This is a genomic window from Janthinobacterium sp. BHSEK, from assembly GCF_056174685.1.
The window spans coordinates 67,458-88,100 of record NZ_JBWBYV010000018.1 but is presented as its reverse complement, the minus strand read 5'-3'; the positions used below and the strand labels follow the sequence as shown (position 1 = coordinate 88,100).

21 protein-coding genes are annotated in these 20,643 nt (G+C 63.0%); 19 read left to right on the top strand and 2 right to left on the bottom strand.

Going from position 1 to position 20,643, the window contains the following annotated elements:
• The first annotated feature begins 26 nt into the window (after positions 1–26).
• The 16 genes from aspS (at position 27) to AC0V2Y_RS08690 (ending at position 16,106) form a co-directional block, all read left to right on the top strand.
• Positions 27–1,823 carry an aspartate--tRNA ligase gene (gene aspS / locus AC0V2Y_RS08765; RefSeq protein WP_070221635.1) on the top strand — a complete coding sequence of 599 codons (1,797 nt, stop codon included), beginning with the start codon at positions 27–29 and terminating at the stop codon, positions 1,821–1,823.
• 84 nt (positions 1,824–1,907) lie between these two features.
• On the top strand, positions 1,908–2,372 hold the full coding sequence (nudB, locus tag AC0V2Y_RS08760; RefSeq protein ID WP_475417128.1) for a dihydroneopterin triphosphate diphosphatase: 465 nt from the start codon (positions 1,908–1,910) through the stop codon (positions 2,370–2,372).
• Positions 2,373–2,391: 19 nt separating this feature from the next.
• Positions 2,392–2,685 (top strand): hypothetical protein, encoded by a 294-nt coding sequence (locus tag AC0V2Y_RS08755; RefSeq protein WP_046682130.1) that lies wholly within the window; start codon positions 2,392–2,394, stop codon positions 2,683–2,685.
• A 109-nt stretch (positions 2,686–2,794) separates the two neighbouring features.
• Positions 2,795–3,046, top strand: a complete 252-nt coding sequence (locus AC0V2Y_RS08750) for a hypothetical protein (RefSeq protein ID WP_475417129.1) — start codon at positions 2,795–2,797, stop codon at positions 3,044–3,046.
• Between the two features lie 99 nt (positions 3,047–3,145).
• Positions 3,146–3,967, top strand: a complete 822-nt coding sequence (locus tag AC0V2Y_RS08745; protein WP_475417130.1) for an endonuclease/exonuclease/phosphatase family protein — start codon at positions 3,146–3,148, stop codon at positions 3,965–3,967.
• 9 nt (positions 3,968–3,976) lie between these two features.
• Positions 3,977–5,140 carry a cardiolipin synthase ClsB gene (clsB, locus tag AC0V2Y_RS08740; protein ID WP_475417131.1) on the top strand — a complete coding sequence of 388 codons (1,164 nt, stop codon included), beginning with the start codon at positions 3,977–3,979 and terminating at the stop codon, positions 5,138–5,140.
• Positions 5,137–5,526, top strand: a complete 390-nt coding sequence (locus AC0V2Y_RS08735) for an RNA-binding S4 domain-containing protein (RefSeq protein ID WP_475417132.1) — start codon at positions 5,137–5,139, stop codon at positions 5,524–5,526. The genes clsB and AC0V2Y_RS08735 overlap by 4 nt, the downstream gene beginning before the upstream one ends.
• 257 nt (positions 5,527–5,783) lie before the next feature.
• Positions 5,784–6,386: a TetR/AcrR family transcriptional regulator gene (locus AC0V2Y_RS08730; RefSeq protein ID WP_086140281.1), complete on the top strand. Its 603-nt coding sequence runs from the start codon at positions 5,784–5,786 to the stop codon at positions 6,384–6,386.
• 78 nt (positions 6,387–6,464) lie between these two features.
• Positions 6,465–8,255, top strand: a complete 1,791-nt coding sequence (locus AC0V2Y_RS08725; RefSeq protein WP_475417133.1) for an acyl-CoA dehydrogenase C-terminal domain-containing protein — start codon at positions 6,465–6,467, stop codon at positions 8,253–8,255.
• A gap of 14 nt (positions 8,256–8,269) precedes the next feature.
• Positions 8,270–10,669, top strand: a complete 2,400-nt coding sequence (locus AC0V2Y_RS08720; protein ID WP_475417134.1) for a 3-hydroxyacyl-CoA dehydrogenase/enoyl-CoA hydratase family protein — start codon at positions 8,270–8,272, stop codon at positions 10,667–10,669.
• Positions 10,670–10,731: 62 nt separating this feature from the next.
• Positions 10,732–11,178 (top strand): PaaI family thioesterase, encoded by a 447-nt coding sequence (locus tag AC0V2Y_RS08715; protein WP_092802187.1) that lies wholly within the window; start codon positions 10,732–10,734, stop codon positions 11,176–11,178.
• 60 nt (positions 11,179–11,238) lie between these two features.
• Positions 11,239–12,435: an acetyl-CoA C-acyltransferase gene (locus AC0V2Y_RS08710; RefSeq protein WP_099378511.1), complete on the top strand. Its 1,197-nt coding sequence runs from the start codon at positions 11,239–11,241 to the stop codon at positions 12,433–12,435.
• A gap of 202 nt (positions 12,436–12,637) precedes the next feature.
• Entirely contained in the window at positions 12,638–13,417 is a 780-nt protein-coding gene (locus tag AC0V2Y_RS08705) for an enoyl-CoA hydratase (protein WP_465047129.1), read from the top strand.
• 136 nt (positions 13,418–13,553) lie between these two features.
• Positions 13,554–14,156: a TetR/AcrR family transcriptional regulator gene (locus AC0V2Y_RS08700; protein WP_475417135.1), complete on the top strand. Its 603-nt coding sequence runs from the start codon at positions 13,554–13,556 to the stop codon at positions 14,154–14,156.
• Positions 14,157–14,242: 86 nt separating this feature from the next.
• The gene (locus AC0V2Y_RS08695) at positions 14,243–15,406 is read left to right on the top strand and encodes an iron-containing alcohol dehydrogenase (RefSeq protein ID WP_475417136.1); all 1,164 of its coding nucleotides are present in this window, start codon (positions 14,243–14,245) and stop codon (positions 15,404–15,406) included.
• Positions 15,407–15,428: 22 nt separating this feature from the next.
• A complete protein-coding gene (locus tag AC0V2Y_RS08690) occupies positions 15,429–16,106 on the top strand; it encodes a type 1 glutamine amidotransferase domain-containing protein (RefSeq protein ID WP_475417137.1) in 678 nt (225 codons plus the stop codon).
• On the opposite strand, the gene AC0V2Y_RS08685 is transcribed toward AC0V2Y_RS08690, so the two are convergent.
• Positions 16,090–16,701, bottom strand: coding sequence for a TetR/AcrR family transcriptional regulator (locus tag AC0V2Y_RS08685; protein WP_475417138.1), 612 nt, complete (start codon positions 16,699–16,701; stop codon positions 16,090–16,092). The genes AC0V2Y_RS08690 and AC0V2Y_RS08685 overlap by 17 nt on opposite strands.
• A 41-nt stretch (positions 16,702–16,742) precedes the next feature.
• Here AC0V2Y_RS08685 and AC0V2Y_RS08680 point away from each other — a divergent pair, with 41 nt between their 5' ends.
• Positions 16,743–17,270, top strand: a complete 528-nt coding sequence (locus AC0V2Y_RS08680) for a dihydrofolate reductase family protein (RefSeq protein WP_475417139.1) — start codon at positions 16,743–16,745, stop codon at positions 17,268–17,270.
• Here AC0V2Y_RS08680 and AC0V2Y_RS08675 read toward each other — a convergent pair.
• Positions 17,267–18,070, bottom strand: coding sequence for a metallophosphoesterase family protein (locus AC0V2Y_RS08675; protein WP_475417140.1), 804 nt, complete (start codon positions 18,068–18,070; stop codon positions 17,267–17,269). The two genes, AC0V2Y_RS08680 and AC0V2Y_RS08675, sit on opposite strands and share 4 nt — an antisense overlap.
• A gap of 138 nt (positions 18,071–18,208) precedes the next feature.
• Between AC0V2Y_RS08675 and bla the strand changes: the two genes are divergently transcribed.
• Complete coding sequence (bla, locus tag AC0V2Y_RS08670) at positions 18,209–19,153, top strand: subclass B3 metallo-beta-lactamase (protein ID WP_475417141.1); 945 nt, start codon at positions 18,209–18,211, stop codon at positions 19,151–19,153.
• A 276-nt stretch (positions 19,154–19,429) separates the two neighbouring features.
• Positions 19,430–20,638 (top strand): RtcB family protein, encoded by a 1,209-nt coding sequence (locus AC0V2Y_RS08665; protein WP_475417142.1) that lies wholly within the window; start codon positions 19,430–19,432, stop codon positions 20,636–20,638.
• Positions 20,639–20,643: the final 5 nt, after the last annotated feature.

Genomic DNA, 20,643 nt, shown 5'->3' with positions numbered 1-20,643 from the left:
TAACCTGAACTGAGAATTTTATGTCTATGCGTACTGAATACTGCGGCCTCGTTACCGAAGCCATGCTGGGACAAACCGTCAGCCTGTGCGGCTGGGTACATCGCCGCCGCGACCACGGCAGCCTGATTTTCATCGACTTGCGCGACCGTGAAGGCCTGGTGCAAATCGTCTGCAACCCGGAACAAGCGGAGATGTTCAAGGTCGCCGAAGCCGTGCGCAACGAATTCTGCCTGCGCGTGACGGGCGTCGTCACCAACCGTATCGAAGGCACGATCAACAACAACCTGAAGTCGGGCAAGATCGAAGTGGTCTGCTCGGAGCTGGAAGTGCTGAACCCGTCCGTGCCCGTGCCGTTCCAGCTGGACGACGACAACCTGTCGGAAACGACGCGTCTGACGCACCGCGTGCTGGACCTGCGCCGCCCGCAAATGCAGAACAACCTGCGCCTGCGCTACAAGGTGACGATGGAAGTGCGCAAGTACCTCGACGCGCTGGGCTTCATCGACATCGAAACGCCGATGCTGACCAAGTCCACGCCAGAAGGCGCGCGCGACTACCTGGTGCCGTCGCGCGTGAACGCGGGCAGCTTCTTCGCATTGCCGCAATCGCCACAGTTGTTCAAGCAACTGTTGATGGTCGCTAACTTCGACCGTTACTACCAGATCACCAAGTGCTTCCGCGACGAAGACTTGCGCGCCGACCGCCAGCCTGAATTCACGCAGATCGATTGCGAAACTTCGTTCCTGACGGAACAGGAAATCCGCGACCTGTTCGAAGACATGATACGCGTCGTCTTCAAGAACACCCTGAACATCGACCTGCCGAACCCGTTCCCGGTGATGGATTTCGCCGAAGCGATGGGCCTGTACGGCTCCGACAAGCCGGACATGCGCGTCAAGCTGGCCTTCACGGACTTGACCGAAGTCATGAAGTCGGTCGAGTTCAAGGTCTTCAACGGCGCCGCCAACATGAAAGGCGGCCGCGTGGTGGCCCTGCGCGTACCGCAAGGCGGCAGCATGCCCCGTTCGGAAATCGATGCCTACACGCAATTCGTCGCCATCTACGGCGCCAAGGGCCTCGCTTACATCAAGGTCAACGAGAAAGCCAAGGGTCCTGAAGGCTTGCAGTCGCCGATCGTCAAGTTCCTGCCTGCCGACGTGCTGGCCACGATCCTCGAGCAGACGGGCGCGCAAGACGGCGACCTGATCTTCTTCGGCGCCGACAAGGCCAAGGTCGTCAACGACGCCATCGGCGCGCTGCGCGTGAAGATCGGTCACAGCGAGTTCGGCAAGAAAGCCGGCCTGTTCGAAGACGTATGGAAGCCATTGTGGGTGGTCGACTTCCCGATGTTCGAGCACGACGAAGAAGCGGACCGCTGGACGGCGACCCACCATCCATTCACGGCGCCGAAAGACGGCCATGAAGACATGCTGGAAAGCGATCCGGGCGCCTGCATCGCCAAGGCCTACGACATGGTCTTGAACGGCTGGGAACTGGGCGGCGGTTCGATCCGTATCCACCGCGAAGAAGTGCAGTCGAAGGTGTTCCGCGCGTTGAAGATCGACGCGGAAGAAGCGCAGCTGAAGTTCGGCTTCCTGCTCGACGCGCTGCAATACGGCGCGCCACCGCATGGCGGCCTGGCATTCGGCCTGGACCGTATCGTGACCATGATGACGGGTTCCGAATCGATCCGCGACGTGATCGCCTTCCCGAAAACCCAGCGCGCGCAAGACTTGCTGACCCATGCGCCGTCGGAAGTGGACGAGAAGCAATTGCGTGAACTGCACATCCGTTTGCGCAGCGCCGAGCCTAAAGTAGTGTAATGAAGCATGCGGCTGCCCCGGCGGCCGCTGTTTGATCCACTATGCAAAAAAAGGCGCTGTCGTGGCGCCTTTTTCATTGTTGATATGACTCATAAAATCCCTGTTTCCGTGCTGGTCGTCATTCATACGGCTGACCTTGACGTCTTGCTGATCGAACGCGCGGGCCAGCCCGGTTTCTGGCAATCGGTGACGGGTTCCGTCGACGCCGTCGATGAGCCGCTGCTGCAGACGGCCGCGCGCGAATTGTGCGAGGAAACCGGCATCGTTGCCGATGGGCACGATATCGTGCTGCGCGACTGGAACTTGTCGAATGTGTACGAGATCTATCCGATCTGGCGCCACCGCTATGCGCCCGGTGTGACGCGCAATACGGAACACGTGTTCAGCGTGCAAGTGCCGCGCGACATCGCCATCACCCTGAGCCCCCGCGAACACTTGCAGTACGCGTGGCTGCCTTATCTGGCGGCGGCCGACCGCTGTTTCTCGTCGTCCAACGCGGAAGCGATTCTGCAATTGCCGGCCATGACGGGCCTGGTGCGTCCCATTTGATTTTCCTCGAAAGCATTCCATGTTGAACTGGTTACATTTGACTGCACAGCAAAAACTGCTGGGCACCCTGGGCATCGTTTTTTGCCTGTGCTTTATCTTCCTGCTGTTTAGCTCCACCGTACCCGGCCGCACGCCACCCATCGGCATGCCGCTGATGGCGATCGGCTGGCTGTTGCACCCGGGCGCGTTTGCCAAGGGCAAGCGCACCGTGGCCTGGCGCGGCGCGCCCTTGCTGGTCAAGATCGTCTGGGCGGCCGGCATTACCGCGCTGATCGTCAGCGTGACGGCGGGCGTGGGACGCATGCTGGCTTGACAGATCGCAAGCCATCGTCCGTGATGTTACTATCTAGTTAATGATGTCACGTGTGGACGAAAGGTTTGTTGATATGCTCAATTGGACTCGACTTTCTTTATCGAAGCGCATGCTGGGGGCGCTATTTCTGTCGTGGGTCTTTGTTGCCCTGTCTGCCGTATGCTTCCCCGACCATCCGCCTGCCACCTTGCCGCAGGCGGGCTTGCCTTTGCTGATGCTGGGCTTTCTCTTGCATCCGCGCCTGTTTGCGGGTGGACGGGGCGCCTTCAGCTGGAGCAGCGCACCCATCGCGGTCAGGGTGTTGTGGCTTGTCGGCATCCTCGTTGGCAGCATCAGCGCCCTCGATAGTTTTCTGGCCTGAGCGTGGCAAGCCTTGGCCGCCGGAAAAAGTCTGCATTAGGTGCGCACGCGCACCTAATGCAGGCGCCGCGCGGGCCCCGTCTGGGAGTAGAATCAATGCATGAAAATCCGCGTAGCAACTTATAATATCCACAAGGGCGTTTCCTCCGTGCGGGGCTTGCCCCGCGTGCATGCTTTAAAGCAGGCGATCGCCCTGTTCCATGCCGATGTCGTGTTCCTGCAAGAGGTGCAAGGCAAGCACGACCGCAATGCGGCCCGCTATGGCGCCGAGAAAAACGGCCACAAGCATTGGCCGGAAGCGTCGCAGCACGAGTTCTTTGCCGGCGCCGAGCACCATTCCGCCTACGGCATGAATGCCGTGTACGACCATGGCCACCATGGCAACGCCTTGCTGAGCAAGTTCCCCATCGCCTCGCAAACCAACCACGACGTGTCCGACCATGCCTACGAGCAGCGCGGCATCCTGCATTGCGTGCTCAAGACGCCGCAGGCCGACGTGCATTGCTACGTGGTCCATCTGGGCCTGTTCGAGTCGGGACGGGGCCGGCAGACGCAGGCGCTGATCGACGCCGTCATGGAATCGGCGCCGAACGGCGAACCCGTCATCATCGCCGGCGACTTCAATGACTGGCGCAACACGCTCAGCGACAAGCTGCGCAATGCGCTGGGCGTGGTGGAAGTGTTCGACCAGCGGGCGTCGAACTCGGCCCTGGGCGACCTCGTGCGCACCCTGGCGCGGCGGCAGACGAAAACGCCGACACCCGTGCCGGCGCGCACCTTTCCCGCCGCCTTGCCGTGGTTCCGCCTGGATCGCATCTATGTGCGCGGTTTCCACGTGGAAGGCGCGCAAGTGATGCATGGCACCCTGTGGGCGAAATTGTCGGACCACGCACCGATAGTTGCTGCTTTGAAACTCGCGTAGACTGCCGGCATGCGCACAGTCAACTTCATCGCCCACAACGACATCCAGCTGCTGTATTGCGGCACCGATTACTTTCCTGCCCTGATTGCGGCCATCGATGGCGCGCGCTCGGAAGTGTATTTCGAGACGTATATCTTTGCCGACGACGCCACGGGCACCCTGGTGCTCGACGCCCTGAAGCGGGCGGCCGCGCGCGGCGTGCTGGTGTGCATGATCACGGACTGGTTCGGCACGGGCAACCGCCGGGTCAATGCCATGCATGCGCAGCTGGAAGCGGCCGGCGTGCACCACCGTATCTTCAACCCGTGGTTCCGGCGCGGCATCACGCGCACGCACCGCAAGATCTGCGTGGCCGATGGCGAGATCGCCCTGGTGGGCGGCATCAATATCAACGACGACATGTTTTGCGACTACGACCACAACATCAGCCTGGAAGCGCCGCGCTGGGATTTCGCCGTGCAGGTGAAGGGCCCGCTGGTGGACGCCATCCATGAAGAGGTGCAGGCGCAGTGGGCGCGTCTGGGCAAGATGAACCTGGTGCGGCGTATCAAGCTGTACCGCAAGATGCGCGTCGTCAGCAAGGAGCTGGCGAAGAACCCTGTCGTGGCCGGCTTTGTCGTGCGCGACAACCTGCGCAACCGCCGCACCATCCAGCGCGCCTACCTGCAGGCGCTGGGCCAGGCGAGGAAAAGCGTGATGCTGGCCAACCCGTATTTCGCGCCCGGGCACAAGCTGCGCCACGCCCTGGCCCAGGCGGCCCAGCGGGGCGTCGACGTGGTGTTGCTGATCGGCGTGGGCGAATTCCGCATGCAGGATGCCGTGGCGCACTCGTTTTATCCGAAGCTGCTGGCCGCCGGCGTGAAAATCGTCGAATACCGCAAGACGCAGCTGCACGCCAAGGTGGCCGTCGTCGACGATGACTGGGCGACGGTGGGGTCGAGCAATATTGACGCGCTGAGCCTGTTTTTGAACCAGGAAGCGAACGTGGTGATCAAGGACGTGGCCTTCGCACAAAGCCTGCGCCAGCACATCGAGCAGGGCGTGGCCGACGGCATCGTGATCCACCAGGACGATTTCAAGCACATCGGCCGCTTCCGGCGCATCGGCTACGAAGCCGCGTTCCTCGCGTACCGGCTGGTGATGCGCATTTTTTCAGTAGGCAAGTACGCATGAGTGATATGACAACGGTCAGGCTGGACAAATGGCTGTGGGCGGCGCGCTTCTTCAAGACGCGCTCGCTGGCCAGCGAAGCGGTCGACACGGGCAAGGTCAAGGTGGGCGGCGAGCGCGTGAAACCGGCGCGCAGTCTGCGCGTGGGCGACGAGCTGGCCATCGACAATGGCGCGGAAACGTGGGAAGTGGCCGTGCTGGGCCTGTCCGACAAGCGCGGCGCGGCAAGCGTGGCGCGCCTGCTGTACGGCGAAACGTCGGCCAGCATCGCCCGCCGCGAGCAGCTGGCCGAGGAGCGCAAGCTGTTCCGCGAGCCGGGCAGCACCATCAAGGGGCGGCCGACCAAGCGCGACCGCCGTCAATTGAGCAAGGCAGGCGACCTTTCCTGAGGCGTGCTTGTTGCTGCAAGGCAAAGGCGCGCGGCGCTTTTGCCGCCTGAAACCGATCCAAACACGCGGCCAAAAAATGCTGCGCTGCACCAATAGAACGCCGGCTCTAAAGTTCCCGTTTGACTTTTACGTGGTAGTGGATAATAGTACGAGCGTTCGGATTTTTTCGAGGCGTGCTTTTTTTTACCCTCGCTTCAGTCCGCCAAATCGGCAACATCATTTTTAGAACGGACATCTTGAATACTTCAGTCAAATTCATGCGCAAGGGCGAACTGACCCGTGCAGCCATCCTCGACGTGGCGCTGGACCTGTCCAGCCGCGACGGCCTGGAAGGCCTGACCATTGGGCTGCTTGCGGACAAAATGAACATGAGCAAGTCGGGCGTGTTTGCCCACTTCGGCTCGCGCGAAGACTTGCAGATGGAAGTGCTGAAGCTCTACCACTATCGTTTCGAGCAAGAAGTCTTTTTTCCAAGCATGAAAGAGCCGCGCGGCATCCAGCGCCTGCAATCGATGTTTGCGCGCTGGGTCAAGCGGGTCAGCGTGGAAATCGCTTCCGGCTGCATCTATATCAGCGGCGCCGTCGAGTATGACGACCGTCCCGGTCCCATCCGCGAGGCCCTGGTGGCCATGGTGCGGGCCTGGCAGGGCGCGCTGCTGCGCTGTGTCGAGCAATCGATCGCCACGGGCGACCTGAAAGCGGACACGGACGCCCAGCAGCTGGTGTATGAGATGTATGGCCTGATCCTGGCCCTGCATCACGACGCGCGCTTCCTGCGCGTGCCGGGCAGCATCGAACGGGCGCAAGCAGGCTTTATCCGCCTGCTGGCGTCGTACCAGAATTGCGTCACAAGCAAATAAGCCGTCAGGCAGTATCCGCAACAAACGCACACGCACTACAAGTACAACACTTTAGCTAATCGCCTTCAGGAGAAAATTATGGGTCAATACGTCGCGCCAATCCGGGATATGCAATTCGTCCTGCATGAGTTCCTGCAAGTGGAAGAAGAACTGAAGCAAATGCCGTCGTACGCCGACGTCGACGCCGACATCATCAACCAGGTGCTGGAAGAGGGCGGCAAATTCACTTCCGAAGTATTGTTCCCGCTGAACCACTCCGGCGACCGCGAAGGCTGCCACCACGACCCCGTCACGAAAAGCGTGACCACGCCGAAAGGTTTCAAGGAAGCCTACAAGCAATACGTCGAAGGCGGCTGGGCGGCCTTGGCTTGCGATCCGGAATACGGCGGCCAGGGCTTGCCTGTCGTGCTGAACAATTCGTTCTATGAAATGCTGAACTCGTCGAACCAGGCCTGGTCCATGTACCCTGGCTTGTCGCACGGCGCCTACGAGTGCCTGAAGGAACACGGCACCGACCACCAGAAGCAAGTCTACCTGCCGAAGCTGGTGTCGGGCGAATGGACGGGCACCATGTGTCTGACCGAACCGCACTGCGGCACCGACCTGGGCCTGCTGCGCTCGAAAGCGCTGCCTGAGGCGGACGGTTCCTGGACCATCACCGGCAACAAGATCTTCATCTCGGCCGGCGAGCACGACATGGCGGAAAACATCCTGCACCTGGTGCTGGCCCGCGTGCCGGACGCACCGGAAGGCTCGAAAGGCATTTCGCTGTTCCTGGTGCCGAAATTCCTGCCGAACGCGGATGGCACGGTCGGCGAGCGCAACCCGATCACCTGCGGCGCCATCGAAGAAAAGATGGGCATCCACGGCAACTCGACCTGCCAGATGAACCTGGACGGCGCGAAAGGCTGGATCATCGGCCAGCCGAACAAGGGCCTCAACGCCATGTTCGTCTTCATGAACGCGGCCCGCCTGGGCGTGGGCATGCAGTCGCTGGGCCTGACGGAAATCGCCTACCAGAACGCGCTGATCTATGCCAAGGACCGCACGCAAATGCGTTCGCTGTCCGGCATCAAGAACCCGGAACTGCCGGCCGACCGCATCATCGTGCACCCTGACGTGCGCCGCATGCTGTTGACGGGCAAAGCCTACGCCGAAGGCGCGCGCGCCTTCACTTCGTACGTGGCGCTGCAGATCGACCGCGAACTGCACCACCCGGACGCCGACGTGCGCAAGGACGCGGCCGACGAAGTGGCGCTGCTGACGCCCGTCATCAAGGCTTTCATCACCGATAACGCCTGGATCGCCACCTCGGACGCGATGCAAGTGTTCGGCGGCCACGGCTACATCTCGGAATGGGGCATGGAGCAGTATGTGCGCGACGCGCGCATCAACATGATCTACGAAGGCACGAACACGATCCAGTCGCTGGATCTGCTGGGCCGCAAGATCCTGGGCGACAACGGCGCCAAGCTGCGCAAGTTCGGCGAAAAGATCAAGGCCTTCGTCGAAGACAACGGCACCGATGAGGCGATGAGCGAATTCGTCACCCCACTGGGCGACCTGGGCGACAAAGTCACCAAGCTGACCATGGAAATCGGCATGAAGGCCTTCCAGAATCCGGACGAAGTGGGCGCGGCCTGCGTGCCTTACCTGCGCGTCGTCGGCCACATGATCTACAGCTATCTGTTCGCGCAGATGGCCAAGATCGCCCTCGAAAAAGAATCCAGCGGCGACAAGTTCTACACCGCCAAACTGGCTACCGCACGTTTCTACTTCGCCCGCTTGCAGCCTGAGACGGCAACCCTGATCCGTCAGGCGCGTTCCGGTTCGGCCAACCTGATGGCACTCGACGCAGACCTGTTCTAAGACTTGAGGAAAATATGACCAATTTCATCGTTAAAAAAGTAGCCGTCCTCGGCGCCGGCGTGATGGGCGCGCAGATCGCCGCCCACTGCATCAACGCGAAAGTGCCGGTCGTGCTGTTCGACCTGCCGGCAAAGGAAGGCCCGAAGAATGGCATCGTGCTGCGCGCCATCGAGAACCTGAAAAAACTGTCGCCTGCGCCGTTGGGCAACAAGGATGACGCCGCGCTGATCCAGGTAGCCAACTACGAAGACAACCTGGACCTGCTGGCCGGTTGCGACCTGATCATCGAAGCCATCGCCGAGCGCATGGACTGGAAACACGACCTGTACCAGAAGGTGGCCCCGCACATCGGCCCGAACGCGATCTTCGCCTCGAACACCTCGGGCCTGTCGATCACCAAGCTGGCCGAGGGCTTCGACGCCGACCTGAAATCGCGCTACTGCGGCGTGCACTTCTTCAATCCGCCGCGCTATATGCACCTGGTCGAAATCATCCCGACCGAGTTCACCAAGCCAGAAATCGCCGACCAGCTGGAAGGCTTCCTGACCACCACCCTGGGCAAGGGCGTGGTCCGCGCCAAGGATACGCCGAACTTCATCGCCAACCGCGTTGGCGTGTTCGGCATCCTGGCCATCGTGCATGAAGCGGAAAAATTCGGCCTGTCCGTGGACGTTGTCGATGACCTGACCGGCGCCAAGCTGGGCCGCGCCAAGTCGGGTACCTTCCGCACGGCGGACGTGGTCGGCCTGGATACCATGGGCCATGTGATCAAGACCATGCAGGACTACCTGCCGAACGATCCGTTCGCCGCCGTCTACAAGACGCCGGCCGTGCTGGCGCAGCTGGTGGAAAAAGGCGCGCTGGGCCAGAAGAGCGGCGCGGGCTTCTACAAGAAGGTCGGCAAGGAAATCCAGCGCCTGGACTTCGCCACCGGTGAATACGTCGCTGGCGGCGCCAAGGCGGCCGACATCATCGCCCGCATCCTGAAGGAAAAGGATCCGGTCAAGAAGATGAAGGCGCTGCGCGAATCGACGAATCCGCAAGGCCAGTTCCTGTGGGCGATCTTCCGCGACGCCTTCCACTACATCGCCATCCATCTGGACACCGTGGCCGACAATGCGCGCGACATCGACTTCGCCATGCGTTGGGGCTTCGGCTGGAACGTGGGTCCGTTTGAAACGTGGCAGGCATCGAACTGGCTGCAAGTGGCCAACTGGGTCAAGGAAGACATCGACGCCGGCCACGCGCTGTGCAACGCGCCTTTGCCTGCCTGGGTATTCGAAGGCCCGGTCGCTGAAAAAGGCGGCGTGCACACGCCGGAAGGTTCGTATTCCGCCGTGTCGAACAGCTTCGTGCCACGCTCTAACCTGTCCGTCTACGACCGCCAGCAGTTCCGCGCGCCCGTGCTGGGCAGCGGCGCCATCGACGGCAAGACCGCCGGCACCACCGTCTTCGAAGACGAATCCGTGCGCGTCTGGCATACGGGCGACGACGTCCTGATCATCTCGTTCAAGACCAAGATGCACGTGATCGGCGAAGGCGTGATCAACGGCCTGAAACTGGCATTGGCCGAAGCGGAGAAAAACTTCAAGGGCCTGGTGATCTGGCACGCCGACGCGGCCGAAGGCGGCGCCTTCTCGGCCGGCGCCGACCTGCAATCGGCCCTGCCGGCCTTCATGCAAGGCGGCGTGAAAGCCGTCGATCCGATCATCGCCGAACTGCAGAACACCTTCATGTCGCTGAAATACGCGAACGTGCCGGTGATCGCCGCGGTCGCCGGCCTGGCACTGGGCGGCGGTTGCGAGCTGGCGCTGCACGCATCGAAGCGCGTGGCCTCGATCGAGTCGTATATCGGCCTGGTGGAAGTGGGCGTGGGCCTGATTCCAGCCGGCGGCGGCTTGAAGGAAGCGGCGCAGCGCGCCTACAAGGAAGCCAAGGGCAACGACATCCTGCAATTCCTGAAGACGGGCTTCACCAATGCGGCCACCGCCAACGTGTCGAAATCGGCGCTGGAAGCGAAAAAAATGGGCTACCTGAAGGAAGACGACGTGATCGTGTTCAACGCCTACGAGCTGCTGCACGTGGCCAAGGTCGAAGCGCGCGCCATGTTCGACGCGGGCTTCCGTCCGCAACTGCCATCGCTGATCCAGGTCACGGGCCGTTACGGCTGGGGCACCATCAAGGCGCAGCTGGTCAACATGCGCGACGGCGGCTTCATTTCGGCGCACGATTTCAAGCTGGGCGAGATGATCGCCGAGATCGTATCGGGCGGCGACGTGGACCAGGGCAGTTTCGTCAGCGAACAGTGGCTGCTGGATATGGAACGCAAGGCATTCCTGGAGCTGTTGAACCATCCGAAAACCCAGGAACGGATCATGGGCATGATGCAGACCGGTAAGCCGGTACGCAACTAAGCACAACGTCGATGACGATCCTGTCCCTTGTTTTTAAAGTACTGCTGCGCGTGAGGCCAAGCATGGTGTATGACCGTATCAAACAACAGATGATGGACACCTTGCCCTTCGTGCGGCTGCTGGGGATCAGCATCGACGAGATCGGCGCCGGCACCTCGAAGGTGTCGCTGCCGGACGATCCCAAACTGCATAATCACCTGGGCACGCAGCATGCGGGCGCCTTGTTTACCCTGGCCGAAACGGCTTCCGGCGCGGCCATGGCTGGCGGCTTCGCCGAGCTGATACTGGGCTTGCGACCGGTGGCCAAGGAGTCGCGCATTCAGTACCAGAAGGTGGCCCGGGGCGCGACGCGCGCCGAAGGCCGGGTACCGGGCGACCTGGCTGCCTTGAAGGCGCAGCTGGCGCAGGACGGCAAGGTGGCGTTTCCCGTGGCGGTCGATATTTTCGATGCCGAAGGCACGCTGGCGGCACAGGTGACGGTGGACTGGTATCTGTCGCAGAAGCGATAGACCGCCACCCAGGACATTCGACAGAACACGAACCTCGTTCAACATCTTTGAAAGAACAAAATGAGCAAACAACTTCAAGACGCGTACATCGTCTCTGCAACCCGCACCCCGATCGGCAAAGCGCCGCGCGGCATGTTCAGAAACACCCGCCCGGACGACCTGCTGGTGCGCGTGCTGCAATCGGCCCTGGCGCAAGCGCCTGGCCTGGACCCGGCATTGATCACCGACGCCATCATCGGCTGCTCGTTCCCGGAAGCGGAGCAGGGCTTCAATATCGCGCGTAACTCGGTGCTGTTGGCCGGCTTGCCGAAAACCGTGGGCGGCGTCACTGTCAACCGCTACTGCGCCTCGGGCATCACGGCCATCGCCATGGCGGCTGACCGCATCCGCGTGGGCGAAGCCGACGTCATGATCGCCGGCGGCATTGAATCGATGTCGATGGTGCCGATGATGGGCCACCACCCGTCGATGAACCTGGACATGTTCAGCGACGAGAACATCGGCATGGCCTACGGCATGGGCCTGACGGCCGAGAAAGTGGCGCAGCAATGGAAAGTGTCGCGCGAACAGCAGGATGCGTTCTCCGTCGAATCGCACCGCCGCGCCATCGCCGCGCAGCAAGCCGGTTTCTTCAAGGCGGAAACGACACCCGTGGAAATCATCACGCGCACGCCGAACCTGGCCACCGGCCAGGTGGACGTATCGCGCCGCACCGTCGACACCGACGAAGGCGCGCGCGCCGATTCGTCGATGGAGTCGCTGGCAAAACTGAAGCCCGTGTTCGCCGCCAAGGGCAGCGTCACGGCCGCCAACAGCTCGCAGATGTCCGACGGCGCCGGCGCGCTGCTGATCGTCAGCGAAAAAATCCTGCGTGAGCATAACCTGACCCCGCTGGCGAAATTCTCCTCGTTCGCCGTGCGCGGCGTGCCGCCGGAAATCATGGGCATCGGTCCGAAATTCGCCATTCCAGCCGCCTGCGCCGCCGCCGGCATCACGCAAGACCAGCTGGACTGGATCGAGCTGAACGAAGCGTTTGCCGCACAGGCATTGGCCGTGATCGGCGACCTGGGCCTGGACCCATCGAAGGTCAACCCGATGGGCGGCGCGATCGCCCTGGGCCACCCGCTGGGTGCCACCGGCGCCATCCGCGCCGCCACCGTGATCCACGCGCTGCAGCGCACCAAGCAGAAGTACGGCATGGTGACGATGTGCGTGGGCGCCGGCATGGGTGCAGCAGGCATCTTCGAGCGCGTCTGATGACACCTGGCATAAGCTACTGCGCGTTGCGATTCGCGGCCTGCGATGCTCACTGTGCCTTCGCACAGTTGCGCGTCCCGGCCACAACTCGCTGCCGCTCGCTACGCTTCTGCCAGGCGTCGTGACGTCAGTGGTCAGATAAGATTAGTCAAAACTTGGGCGCTGGGGATACCTCGGCGCCCTTTATCTTTTTGGAGACGACATGGATATTTTGTGCAGCAAGAGCGAGGGCATTCTGACCCTGGAATTCAACCGCCTGGAACGCAAGAATGCGATCACGGGCGCCATGTACCAGACCCTGGCCGACGCGCTGGTGGCGGCCGAGACGGACGATGCAGTACGCGCCATCCTGATCTGCGGCAAGCGCGAGATTTTCACGGCCGGCAACGACCTCGACGACTTCATGAAGACGGCGCGCCCGAAGGATGGCTCGCTCGACCATGACCGTCCCGTGTTCCAGTTCATGCGCGCCCTGTACGGCAGCAGCAAGCCCGTGGTGGCTGCCGTCTCCGGCCCCGCCATCGGCATCGGCACGACCTTGCTGATGCACTGCGACCTCGTGTATGCGGCCGACAACGCCAGCTTCTCGATGCCGTTCACGCAGCTGGGCCTGTGCCCGGAATTCGGTTCCAGCCTGCTGCTCACGCAACTGGCCGGCTACCCGCGCGCGGCGGAAAAGCTGATGCTGGGCGAGTCCTTCCCCGCCAGCGAAGCGCTGGAAATGGGTCTCGTGTCGAAAGTCGTGCCCCTGTATGACCTGATGACCTTCGCGCAAGGCCAGGCAGCCAAGCTGGTGGCATTGCCAGCCGCGTCGATCCGCGCCACCAAGCGCCTGATGAAGCAAAGCCGCATGGAGCCGATGAAGGCGGCCATCGCCGACGAAAACAAGCTGTTCAGCGCCATGCTGGGCGGCGCCGAAGCGAAGGAAGCGTTTACGGCCTTCTTTGAAAAGAGGAAGCCGGATTTCAAGAAGTTCGCCTAAGCTGCATACCGGGGTCAGACCCCCGTACCCGTTAGCGCAAGCCTCTGCGTTGGCGGCCTTGAGGGTCTGACTCCAGAATTTTTCTCTGGGTGCAATTTGAACTAGACGACTGGTCTAATTGTGCTACAATCGTCGCATGAAAGCTGAATACACCGACGTGCGCCAGCACATTATCGACCAGGGCAAGGCCATCATCACGCGCAAGGGTTTTGCCGGCGTGGGGCTGAACGAGATCCTGTCGGCCGCCGACGTGCCCAAGGGCTCGTTCTACCATTACTTCAAGTCCAAGGAACTGTTTGGCGTAGCGATGCTGGAAGACTACGTGACGCGCTACCTGGACGAAATGGAACGCGTGCTGGAGCAGCCGGGCCGGAGCGCGGCGCAGTCGCTGATGGATTACTGGGCCAGTTGGACCAGCGAGAGCCTCGATGGCAGCGACTGCGACTGCCGCTGCCTGGTGGTCAAGCTCAGCAGCGAAGTGGCGGACATGTCCGAACCGATGCGCGTGGCGCTGCTCGACGGCACCCGCCGCATCATCGCCAGGCTGGCCCTGGCCATCGCGCGGGGCAGGGTGGACGATTCCCTGCCATCGGTGGCCGATCCGGCGCAGATGGCCGCCACCTTGTACCAGCTGTGGCTGGGCGCGGCCATGCTGACCAAGCTGCGGCGCGACGCCAGCGCCTTGCGAACGGCCTGGCGGGCGACCCTGGCCATGTTGCAGCTGCCGCCTGATCAATAAGGGCGCCAGATACGCGGATGACGAGCGTCCGCGTTTTTTTGAACCGTATTCTAGACGACCAGTCTAATAATAAAAGGAGTTGCAGCATGAAGAATTTTGACTTCCACAACCCGACCCGTATCGTCTTCGGTCTTGATACCGTCGCCAACTTGTCCACCCTGGTGCCGCACGATGCGCGCGTGCTGATCTTGTACGGCGGCGCCAGCGCGGAAAAGACCGGTACCCTCGCCGAAGTGCGTACTGCTCTTGCGCTGGGCCAGTGCACGGTGCGGGAGTTTGGCGGCATCGAACCCAATCCCAGCTATGAAACCCTGATGCGCGCCGTGGCCCAGGTGCGCGGCGAGAAGCTGGACTTCCTGCTGGCCGTTGGCGGCGGCTCCGTGATCGACGGCACCAAGTTCGTCGCCGCAGCCGCCCTGTACGACGGCGAGCCGTGGGAAATCGCCGAACGCGGCGGCGTCAACGTGCAGCGCGCCCTGCCGTTCGGCACGGTGCTGACCTTGCCGGCCACGGGGTCGGAAATGAACAGCGGCGGCGTGGTGACGAAAAAAGCCACGCAGGACAAGCTGAGTTTTCGCAACCCGCTGCTGTACCCGCAGTTTTCCGTGCTCGACCCCAGTAAAACGTTTACCTTGCCGGCCACGCAGGTGGCCAATGGCCTGGTCGACGCCTTCGTCCACACCACGGAACAGTATCTGACCTATCCGGCGCAGGCGAAGGTGCAGGACCGCTTTGCCGAAGGCTTGCTGCAGACCTTGATCGAGATCGCGCCGCAGGCGGTCGCCTCGCCCGACGATTACGCCACCCGCGCCAACCTGATGTGGACGGCCACCCTGGCCCTGAATGGCCTGATCGGCGCCGGCGTGCCGCAGGACTGGGCCACCCACATGATTGGCCACGAACTGACGGCCCTGTACGACATCGACCATGCGCGCACCCTGGCCCTGGTGCTGCCCGCACTGCTGGACGTGCAGCGCGAGCAGAAACGCGGCAAATTGCTGCAATATGGCGAACGTGTCTGGAACATCACGCAGGGCAGCGACGACGAGCGTATCGCCGCGGCCATCGCCCGCACCCGCGCCTTCTTTGAAGGGCTGGGTATTCCGACCCGTTTGTCGGCCTATCAGCTGGGTCAGGAAGCGGTGCAAGCGGTTTTGACGCAACTGGAAGCACATGGCATGACCTCCCTCGGCGAACACCGCGATATCGACCTCGCGCGCAGCCGCCGTATCCTCGAAGCAGCACTGTAACCCTGACATAAAAGGAAACAACATGAACATCCTGATGGTACTGACCTCGCACGATCAACTGGGCGACACGGGCAAGAAGACCGGCTTCTGGCTGGAAGAATTCGCCGCGCCCTACTATGCCTTGCAGGCAGCGGGCGCGCAGCTGACGGTCGTTTCACCCAACGGTGGCCAGCCGCCGCTGGACCCGAAAAGCGACGAGCCCGATTCGCAGACGGACGCCACGCGCCGCTTCAAGCAGGACGCCGCGGCGCAAGCCGTGCTGGCCAGCACGGGCAGGCTGGCCGACGTGAAGGCGGCCGACTTTGACGCCGTGTTCTACCCGGGCGGCCATGGTCCGCTGTGGGACCTGGCCGAAGACCCGCACTCGATCGCGCTGATCGAGCAGATGATCGCCGCCGGCAAGCCCGTCGCCGCCGTCTGCCACGCGCCCGGGGTGCTGCGCCACGTGAAGGCGGCCGACGGCTCGCCGCTGGTGCGCGGCAAGCAGGTGACGGGCTTTACGAATACCGAGGAAGACGCCGTCGGCTTGACGGCCATCGTGCCCTTCCTCGTCGAGGACATGCTCAAGCAAAACGGCGGCGTCTACTCCAAGCTGGGCGACTGGCAGCCGTACGCCGTCACCGATGGCTTGCTGGTCACGGGCCAGAATCCCGCCTCGTCGGAAGCGGCCGCCCAGGCGCTGCTCAAGCTGCTGGCCTGATGCTCGGCGAGTGACCGGCGGCCATGCCCGCCAGGATCAGGCCGACCGACGCGTGCCATTGCGTTTCGCCGGACGGCCTGCCCGCCAGCGCATAGCCGTGCAGGAAATCGACGAGCGCGTCGCGCCCGCGCAGACGCATCTTTTGCGGCAGATCAAGGCCGTCCAGGGCCAGTTCGAACAGCGCCGTAAAGCGCTCGGCCACATCGGCTTGCGTGACGAGCCCGCGCGCCATCAGGCGCACGAAATACGGCGTGGCGCTGACCAGTTCCAGGTACAGCGCGCACAGCGCGAACAGGCGGCGCTGGGGCGTTTGGCGCCGTGTAAACGGCGGCTGGCGCGGATCGAGCGCGGCAAAACGCTGCGCCATCAAGGCAAGCAATAACTCCTCTTTCCCCGCGTAGTAGTGATACAGGGCCATGGCATCGACGTCCAGCCGCTGCGCCAGCGCGCGCATGGAAAACGCTTCGCCTTGCTCTTCCAGCAGGGCCAGGGCTGCCTGCAGGATAGCGGCGCTGTCCAGCGCGGGCGCGGCGCGGCGTGGACGGCCGGCGCGGCGCACGGGAGATTCCAGGTCTTGAAGTTTTTTTGATTTCATGGGCATAATTCTACACTGTAGAATTAATTGAAGGAACATCCATGCAAGAACCTTTCGTCAGCGCTTTTCTCGGCATCAGCATCGACGGCTGCATCGCGGGAGAAAACGGCGACCTGTCCTGGCTGGCCGAGCTGGCGCCCGACTCGCCCGAGGCCACCGGCTACACGGCCTTGATGGCGCAGGTCGATACGCTGCTGATCGGCCGCACCACGTATGACGCCGTGCTGGGGTTCGAGCCGTGGCCGTATGCGGGCAAGCGCGTGGTGGTATTGAGCCACCGCGATTTCGTGCCGCGCCATGGCGAGCAGCGCCGCGAAGGCAGCGTAGGGACGGTACTGGAGGCGCTGGCCGGGGAGGGCTGCCGCCACGTGTATCTCGATGGCGGCGCCGTCATCCGCGCCGGCTTGCGCGAGGGCGCCGTCGACAGCCTGACCCTGTCCGTGCTGCCCGTGGTGCTGGGCAAGGGCGTGCACCTGTTCGAGGACGGCTTGCCGCGCAGCGGCTGGCGCCTGGACGGCACGCGCCAGCTGCCCAGCGGCGTGGTGCAGTTGCGCTATCGAAAAAATTAAACCGCGCTGGCGATTTCGACGATGAAGCCTGTGTCAAAACGCTCGTTTTCCGGCGTGCCATCGGGGCGCTTGTAGCCGCAGGGGTTGCAGACGACGCGGCACGCGCCTATCCGATAGTCGAGCGAGGCGTGCATGTGGCCATGCACCCACAGATCCGCCTGCGCCACCAGGTCGTCCAGCTGCGAGGCGAAGGCGGGCGAGCCGAGGTTCGTTGCGTACTGTTCCTCCACCGACAGCATCGATGGCGCCATGTGCGTGATGACGACCGTCTTGCCATCGAACGGCTGCGCCAGCTGCCGTTCCAGCCACGAGCGGTGCTGCGCGTGCAGCTGCGCCGTGTCGCTGGCGCACAGCAGGCGCGGCGCATCGCCGCCCGTGCTGATGCGCTTGTAGTCGGGCATGTAGGCTTGCGCCGCCTGCATGGCTTCTTCCTGGCGCTCCGCGCCGAACAGCAGGAAATCCGTCCACAGCGTGACGCCGAGGAAGCGCACGCCATCGAGCGTCACGGCGTCGCCGTCGAGCAGGCGGATATCGGCACCGTGCGCATTGGCGCTGGCGCAGGCGTCGCGCACGGCGTCCTGCATGTGTTCGAGCTGGTGGCCATAACCTTCGTGATTGCCGTGCACGTACAGCACGGGCAGGGCGCCGAAGGTGCGCGCGGCCCAGGCGATGGCATGGCTGCCCGTGTCGATGTCGCCGGCCAGGATCACCACGTCGGGGCGGCTGGCGGCAAGGTTGATGGCGGGTGTGTCATCACCCCAGACTTCCAGGTGCAGGTCGGACAGGATCAGCAAACGCATGGCAAGAAGGCGGCAGGGTGCGCGGGAGTGAATGGGCCTCTATCGTAGCGCAAGTCGCTGCGCCCGTCCGCTTGACCGCGCGAGGGTAGCGACGTTACTCTGTGGCATCGATTACTGCACACTCATTACTGGAGCCGCATGCCGCCTTTCTGCCTTCCCAAGACCCTGTTCAGCATTGCGCTGGCCACCCTGGCGCTGCCATTTGCCGCGCATGCCGCCGCGCCCGCCATCGATCCCCTGACACAGCCGATCGCCTCGCCATATGCGGCGCAGTGGAACCGCCCGCAGCAGCCGGCGCGCATCCACGGCGACACGTATTACGTGGGTGTGGGCGGCTTGAGCGTGGTGCTGATCGACACGCGCGAAGGCTTGATCCTCATCGATGGCGCGCTGCCGCAATCGGTGGCCGCCATCAAGGAACATATCCTCGAGCTGGGCTTTCGCCTGGAAGACATCAAGTTCATCCTGAATACGGAAGCGCATTTCGACCATTCGGGCGGCATCGCCGCGCTGGCGCGCGACAGCGGCGCGCAAGTGGTCGCCAGTCCGCTCGGTGCGCAGGCGCTGCGGGCGGGCTCGGTGCTCGCCATGGACCCGCAGGCGGGTGAAATCGATCCCATGCCGGCCGTGGAGAACGTGCGCGAAATCGCCGATGGCGAAACCCTGCAACTGGGCGAGGTGACCATCACGGCGCGCTACACGCCCGGCCATACGCCGGGCAGCACCAGCTGGACCTGGGTGTCGTGCGAGGATGCAGAGCGTCAGGACTGCCTGAACGTGGTGTTCGGCGCCAGCCTGACGCCGGTGGCGGCCGACGATTTTCACTACCTGGGCGATGACCGCCATGGGGATCTGACGCCGGCCTTCCGCCGCGTCATGCAGGACTTCGCCAGGCTGCCGTGCGACATCCTGATCTCGGCCCACCCCGACCACTCGGGCGGCGACCAGAAGCTGACGCAATTGCTGGAAGGCGTCACGCCGAATCCTTTCATCGATGCGCAGGCGTGCCGCAATTACGCGGCCAAAAATGAAGTCAAGCTCGATGCCCGCATCGCGAAGGAAAAAGCGGCTGCGACAAAATAACAACGTTGGCGTCTTCACCATGAAAAAGGATTGACGCACCGCAGCATAAGGTGCAGAATCGGCATCCGCAGTTGAGATTAACCAAACAAAAGAAAGGAAACCCATGTTCGAGCAGGCTGGCAGCAAGTACGACCACTAGCCCCGTGCATGACGCTCGGGGCCATCGGCACATTGCCGATCCCGAGCCGGTGTCCTTCAAAACCCCGGTGAGGAAACTCGCCGGGGTTTTTTGTTTCATAGGGGCCCCGGCATAACGACAATACCAAGGAAGACGTTATGCCCATTCATCAGACACTGCGCGGCGCCCAGGTGCCCGTGCATATATTTACCGACGATATCGACGCGCAGGCGCTGCGCCAGCTGCACAATATCGCCAGCCTGCCCATCGTCCATCCGCATGTGGCGGCCATGCCTGACGTGCATGCCGGCATCGGTGCCACCGTCGGCAGCGTGATTCCCACGCGCGGCGCCATCATCCCGGCCGCCGTCGGCGTCGACATCGGCTGCGGCATGAATGCAGTGCGCACGACCCTGACGGCCAGCGACCTGCCCGACAACCTGGCGCGCCTGCGCAGTGCCATCGAAGCGGAAGTACCCGTCGGCTTCGAGCAGCACGAATGGAGCCGCGTGCAAGGCTCGCGCCAGGCGCGCGCCGTGCGGCCCCTCGGCGACCGCCTGGCGCGCATCGTCGAGCGCCACCGCGGCATCGCCAAGATGCTGCGCCAGTTCGAGCGTACGTGGATCTGCCAGGCAGGCACCCTGGGCGGCGGCAATCACTTCATCGAAATCTGCCTGGACGAGGAACAGCGCGTGTGGATCATGCTGCATTCGGGTTCGCGCGGCATCGGCAACGTGATCGGCCGTTACTTTATCGCTGCCGCGCAGAAGGACATGCGGCGCCACCAGCTGCAGCTGCCGGACGCCGACCTGGCGTACTTCAGCGAAGGTTCCACGGTCTTCGACGACTACGTGGAGGCGGTGGACTGGGCGCAGGATTATGCGCTGCTCAACCGCAGTGAAATGATGCGCCGCGTGCTCGACGTGCTGGCGAAGTTTGCTCCGCCGTTCCGGCTGGATGGCGAAGCGATCAACTGCCATCACAACTACATCGCGCGCGAAACGCATGGCAATGAGGATTTGTATGTGACGCGCAAGGGCGCCATTTCGGCGCGGCAGGGCGAGCTGGGCATCATCCCCGGCAGCATGGGGGCGCGCAGCTTCATCGTGCGCGGCAAAGGCAAGCCGGAATCGTTCTGTTCCTGTTCGCATGGGGCGGGGCGCAGCATGAGCCGCAGCGAGGCGAAGCGCCGCTTCAACCGCTTCGACCTGGCCGAGCAGACGGCCGGCATCGAGTGCCGCAAGGATGGCGGCGTGATCGACGAAATCCCGGCCGCCTATAAAAATATCGACGCCGTCATGGCGCACCAGAGCGACCTGGTGGAAGTGGTGCATACCTTGCGCCAGGTCGTCTGCATCAAGGGCTGAAAGGA

What these genes read in the sequence shown, in the direction of transcription:
- aspS (WP_070221635.1), top strand. Translation starts at nt 27, where the DNA reads ATGCGTACTGAATACTGCGGCCTCGTTACCGAAGCCATGCTGGGACAA.
- nudB (WP_475417128.1), top strand. Translation starts at nt 1,908, where the DNA reads ATGACTCATAAAATCCCTGTTTCCGTGCTGGTCGTCATTCATACGGCT.
- AC0V2Y_RS08755 (WP_046682130.1), top strand. Translation starts at nt 2,392, where the DNA reads ATGTTGAACTGGTTACATTTGACTGCACAGCAAAAACTGCTGGGCACC.
- AC0V2Y_RS08750 (WP_475417129.1), top strand. Translation starts at nt 2,795, where the DNA reads ATGCTGGGGGCGCTATTTCTGTCGTGGGTCTTTGTTGCCCTGTCTGCC.
- AC0V2Y_RS08745 (WP_475417130.1), top strand. Translation starts at nt 3,146, where the DNA reads ATGAAAATCCGCGTAGCAACTTATAATATCCACAAGGGCGTTTCCTCC.
- clsB (WP_475417131.1), top strand. Translation starts at nt 3,977, where the DNA reads ATGCGCACAGTCAACTTCATCGCCCACAACGACATCCAGCTGCTGTAT.
- AC0V2Y_RS08735 (WP_475417132.1), top strand. Translation starts at nt 5,137, where the DNA reads ATGAGTGATATGACAACGGTCAGGCTGGACAAATGGCTGTGGGCGGCG.
- AC0V2Y_RS08730 (WP_086140281.1), top strand. Translation starts at nt 5,784, where the DNA reads ATGCGCAAGGGCGAACTGACCCGTGCAGCCATCCTCGACGTGGCGCTG.
- AC0V2Y_RS08725 (WP_475417133.1), top strand. Translation starts at nt 6,465, where the DNA reads ATGGGTCAATACGTCGCGCCAATCCGGGATATGCAATTCGTCCTGCAT.
- AC0V2Y_RS08720 (WP_475417134.1), top strand. Translation starts at nt 8,270, where the DNA reads ATGACCAATTTCATCGTTAAAAAAGTAGCCGTCCTCGGCGCCGGCGTG.
- AC0V2Y_RS08715 (WP_092802187.1), top strand. Translation starts at nt 10,732, where the DNA reads ATGGTGTATGACCGTATCAAACAACAGATGATGGACACCTTGCCCTTC.
- AC0V2Y_RS08710 (WP_099378511.1), top strand. Translation starts at nt 11,239, where the DNA reads ATGAGCAAACAACTTCAAGACGCGTACATCGTCTCTGCAACCCGCACC.
- AC0V2Y_RS08705 (WP_465047129.1), top strand. Translation starts at nt 12,638, where the DNA reads ATGGATATTTTGTGCAGCAAGAGCGAGGGCATTCTGACCCTGGAATTC.
- AC0V2Y_RS08700 (WP_475417135.1), top strand. Translation starts at nt 13,554, where the DNA reads ATGAAAGCTGAATACACCGACGTGCGCCAGCACATTATCGACCAGGGC.
- AC0V2Y_RS08695 (WP_475417136.1), top strand. Translation starts at nt 14,243, where the DNA reads ATGAAGAATTTTGACTTCCACAACCCGACCCGTATCGTCTTCGGTCTT.
- AC0V2Y_RS08690 (WP_475417137.1), top strand. Translation starts at nt 15,429, where the DNA reads ATGAACATCCTGATGGTACTGACCTCGCACGATCAACTGGGCGACACG.
- AC0V2Y_RS08685 (WP_475417138.1), bottom strand. Translation starts at nt 16,701, where the DNA reads ATGAAATCAAAAAAACTTCAAGACCTGGAATCTCCCGTGCGCCGCGCC.
- AC0V2Y_RS08680 (WP_475417139.1), top strand. Translation starts at nt 16,743, where the DNA reads ATGCAAGAACCTTTCGTCAGCGCTTTTCTCGGCATCAGCATCGACGGC.
- AC0V2Y_RS08675 (WP_475417140.1), bottom strand. Translation starts at nt 18,070, where the DNA reads ATGCGTTTGCTGATCCTGTCCGACCTGCACCTGGAAGTCTGGGGTGAT.
- bla (WP_475417141.1), top strand. Translation starts at nt 18,209, where the DNA reads ATGCCGCCTTTCTGCCTTCCCAAGACCCTGTTCAGCATTGCGCTGGCC.
- AC0V2Y_RS08665 (WP_475417142.1), top strand. Translation starts at nt 19,430, where the DNA reads ATGCCCATTCATCAGACACTGCGCGGCGCCCAGGTGCCCGTGCATATA.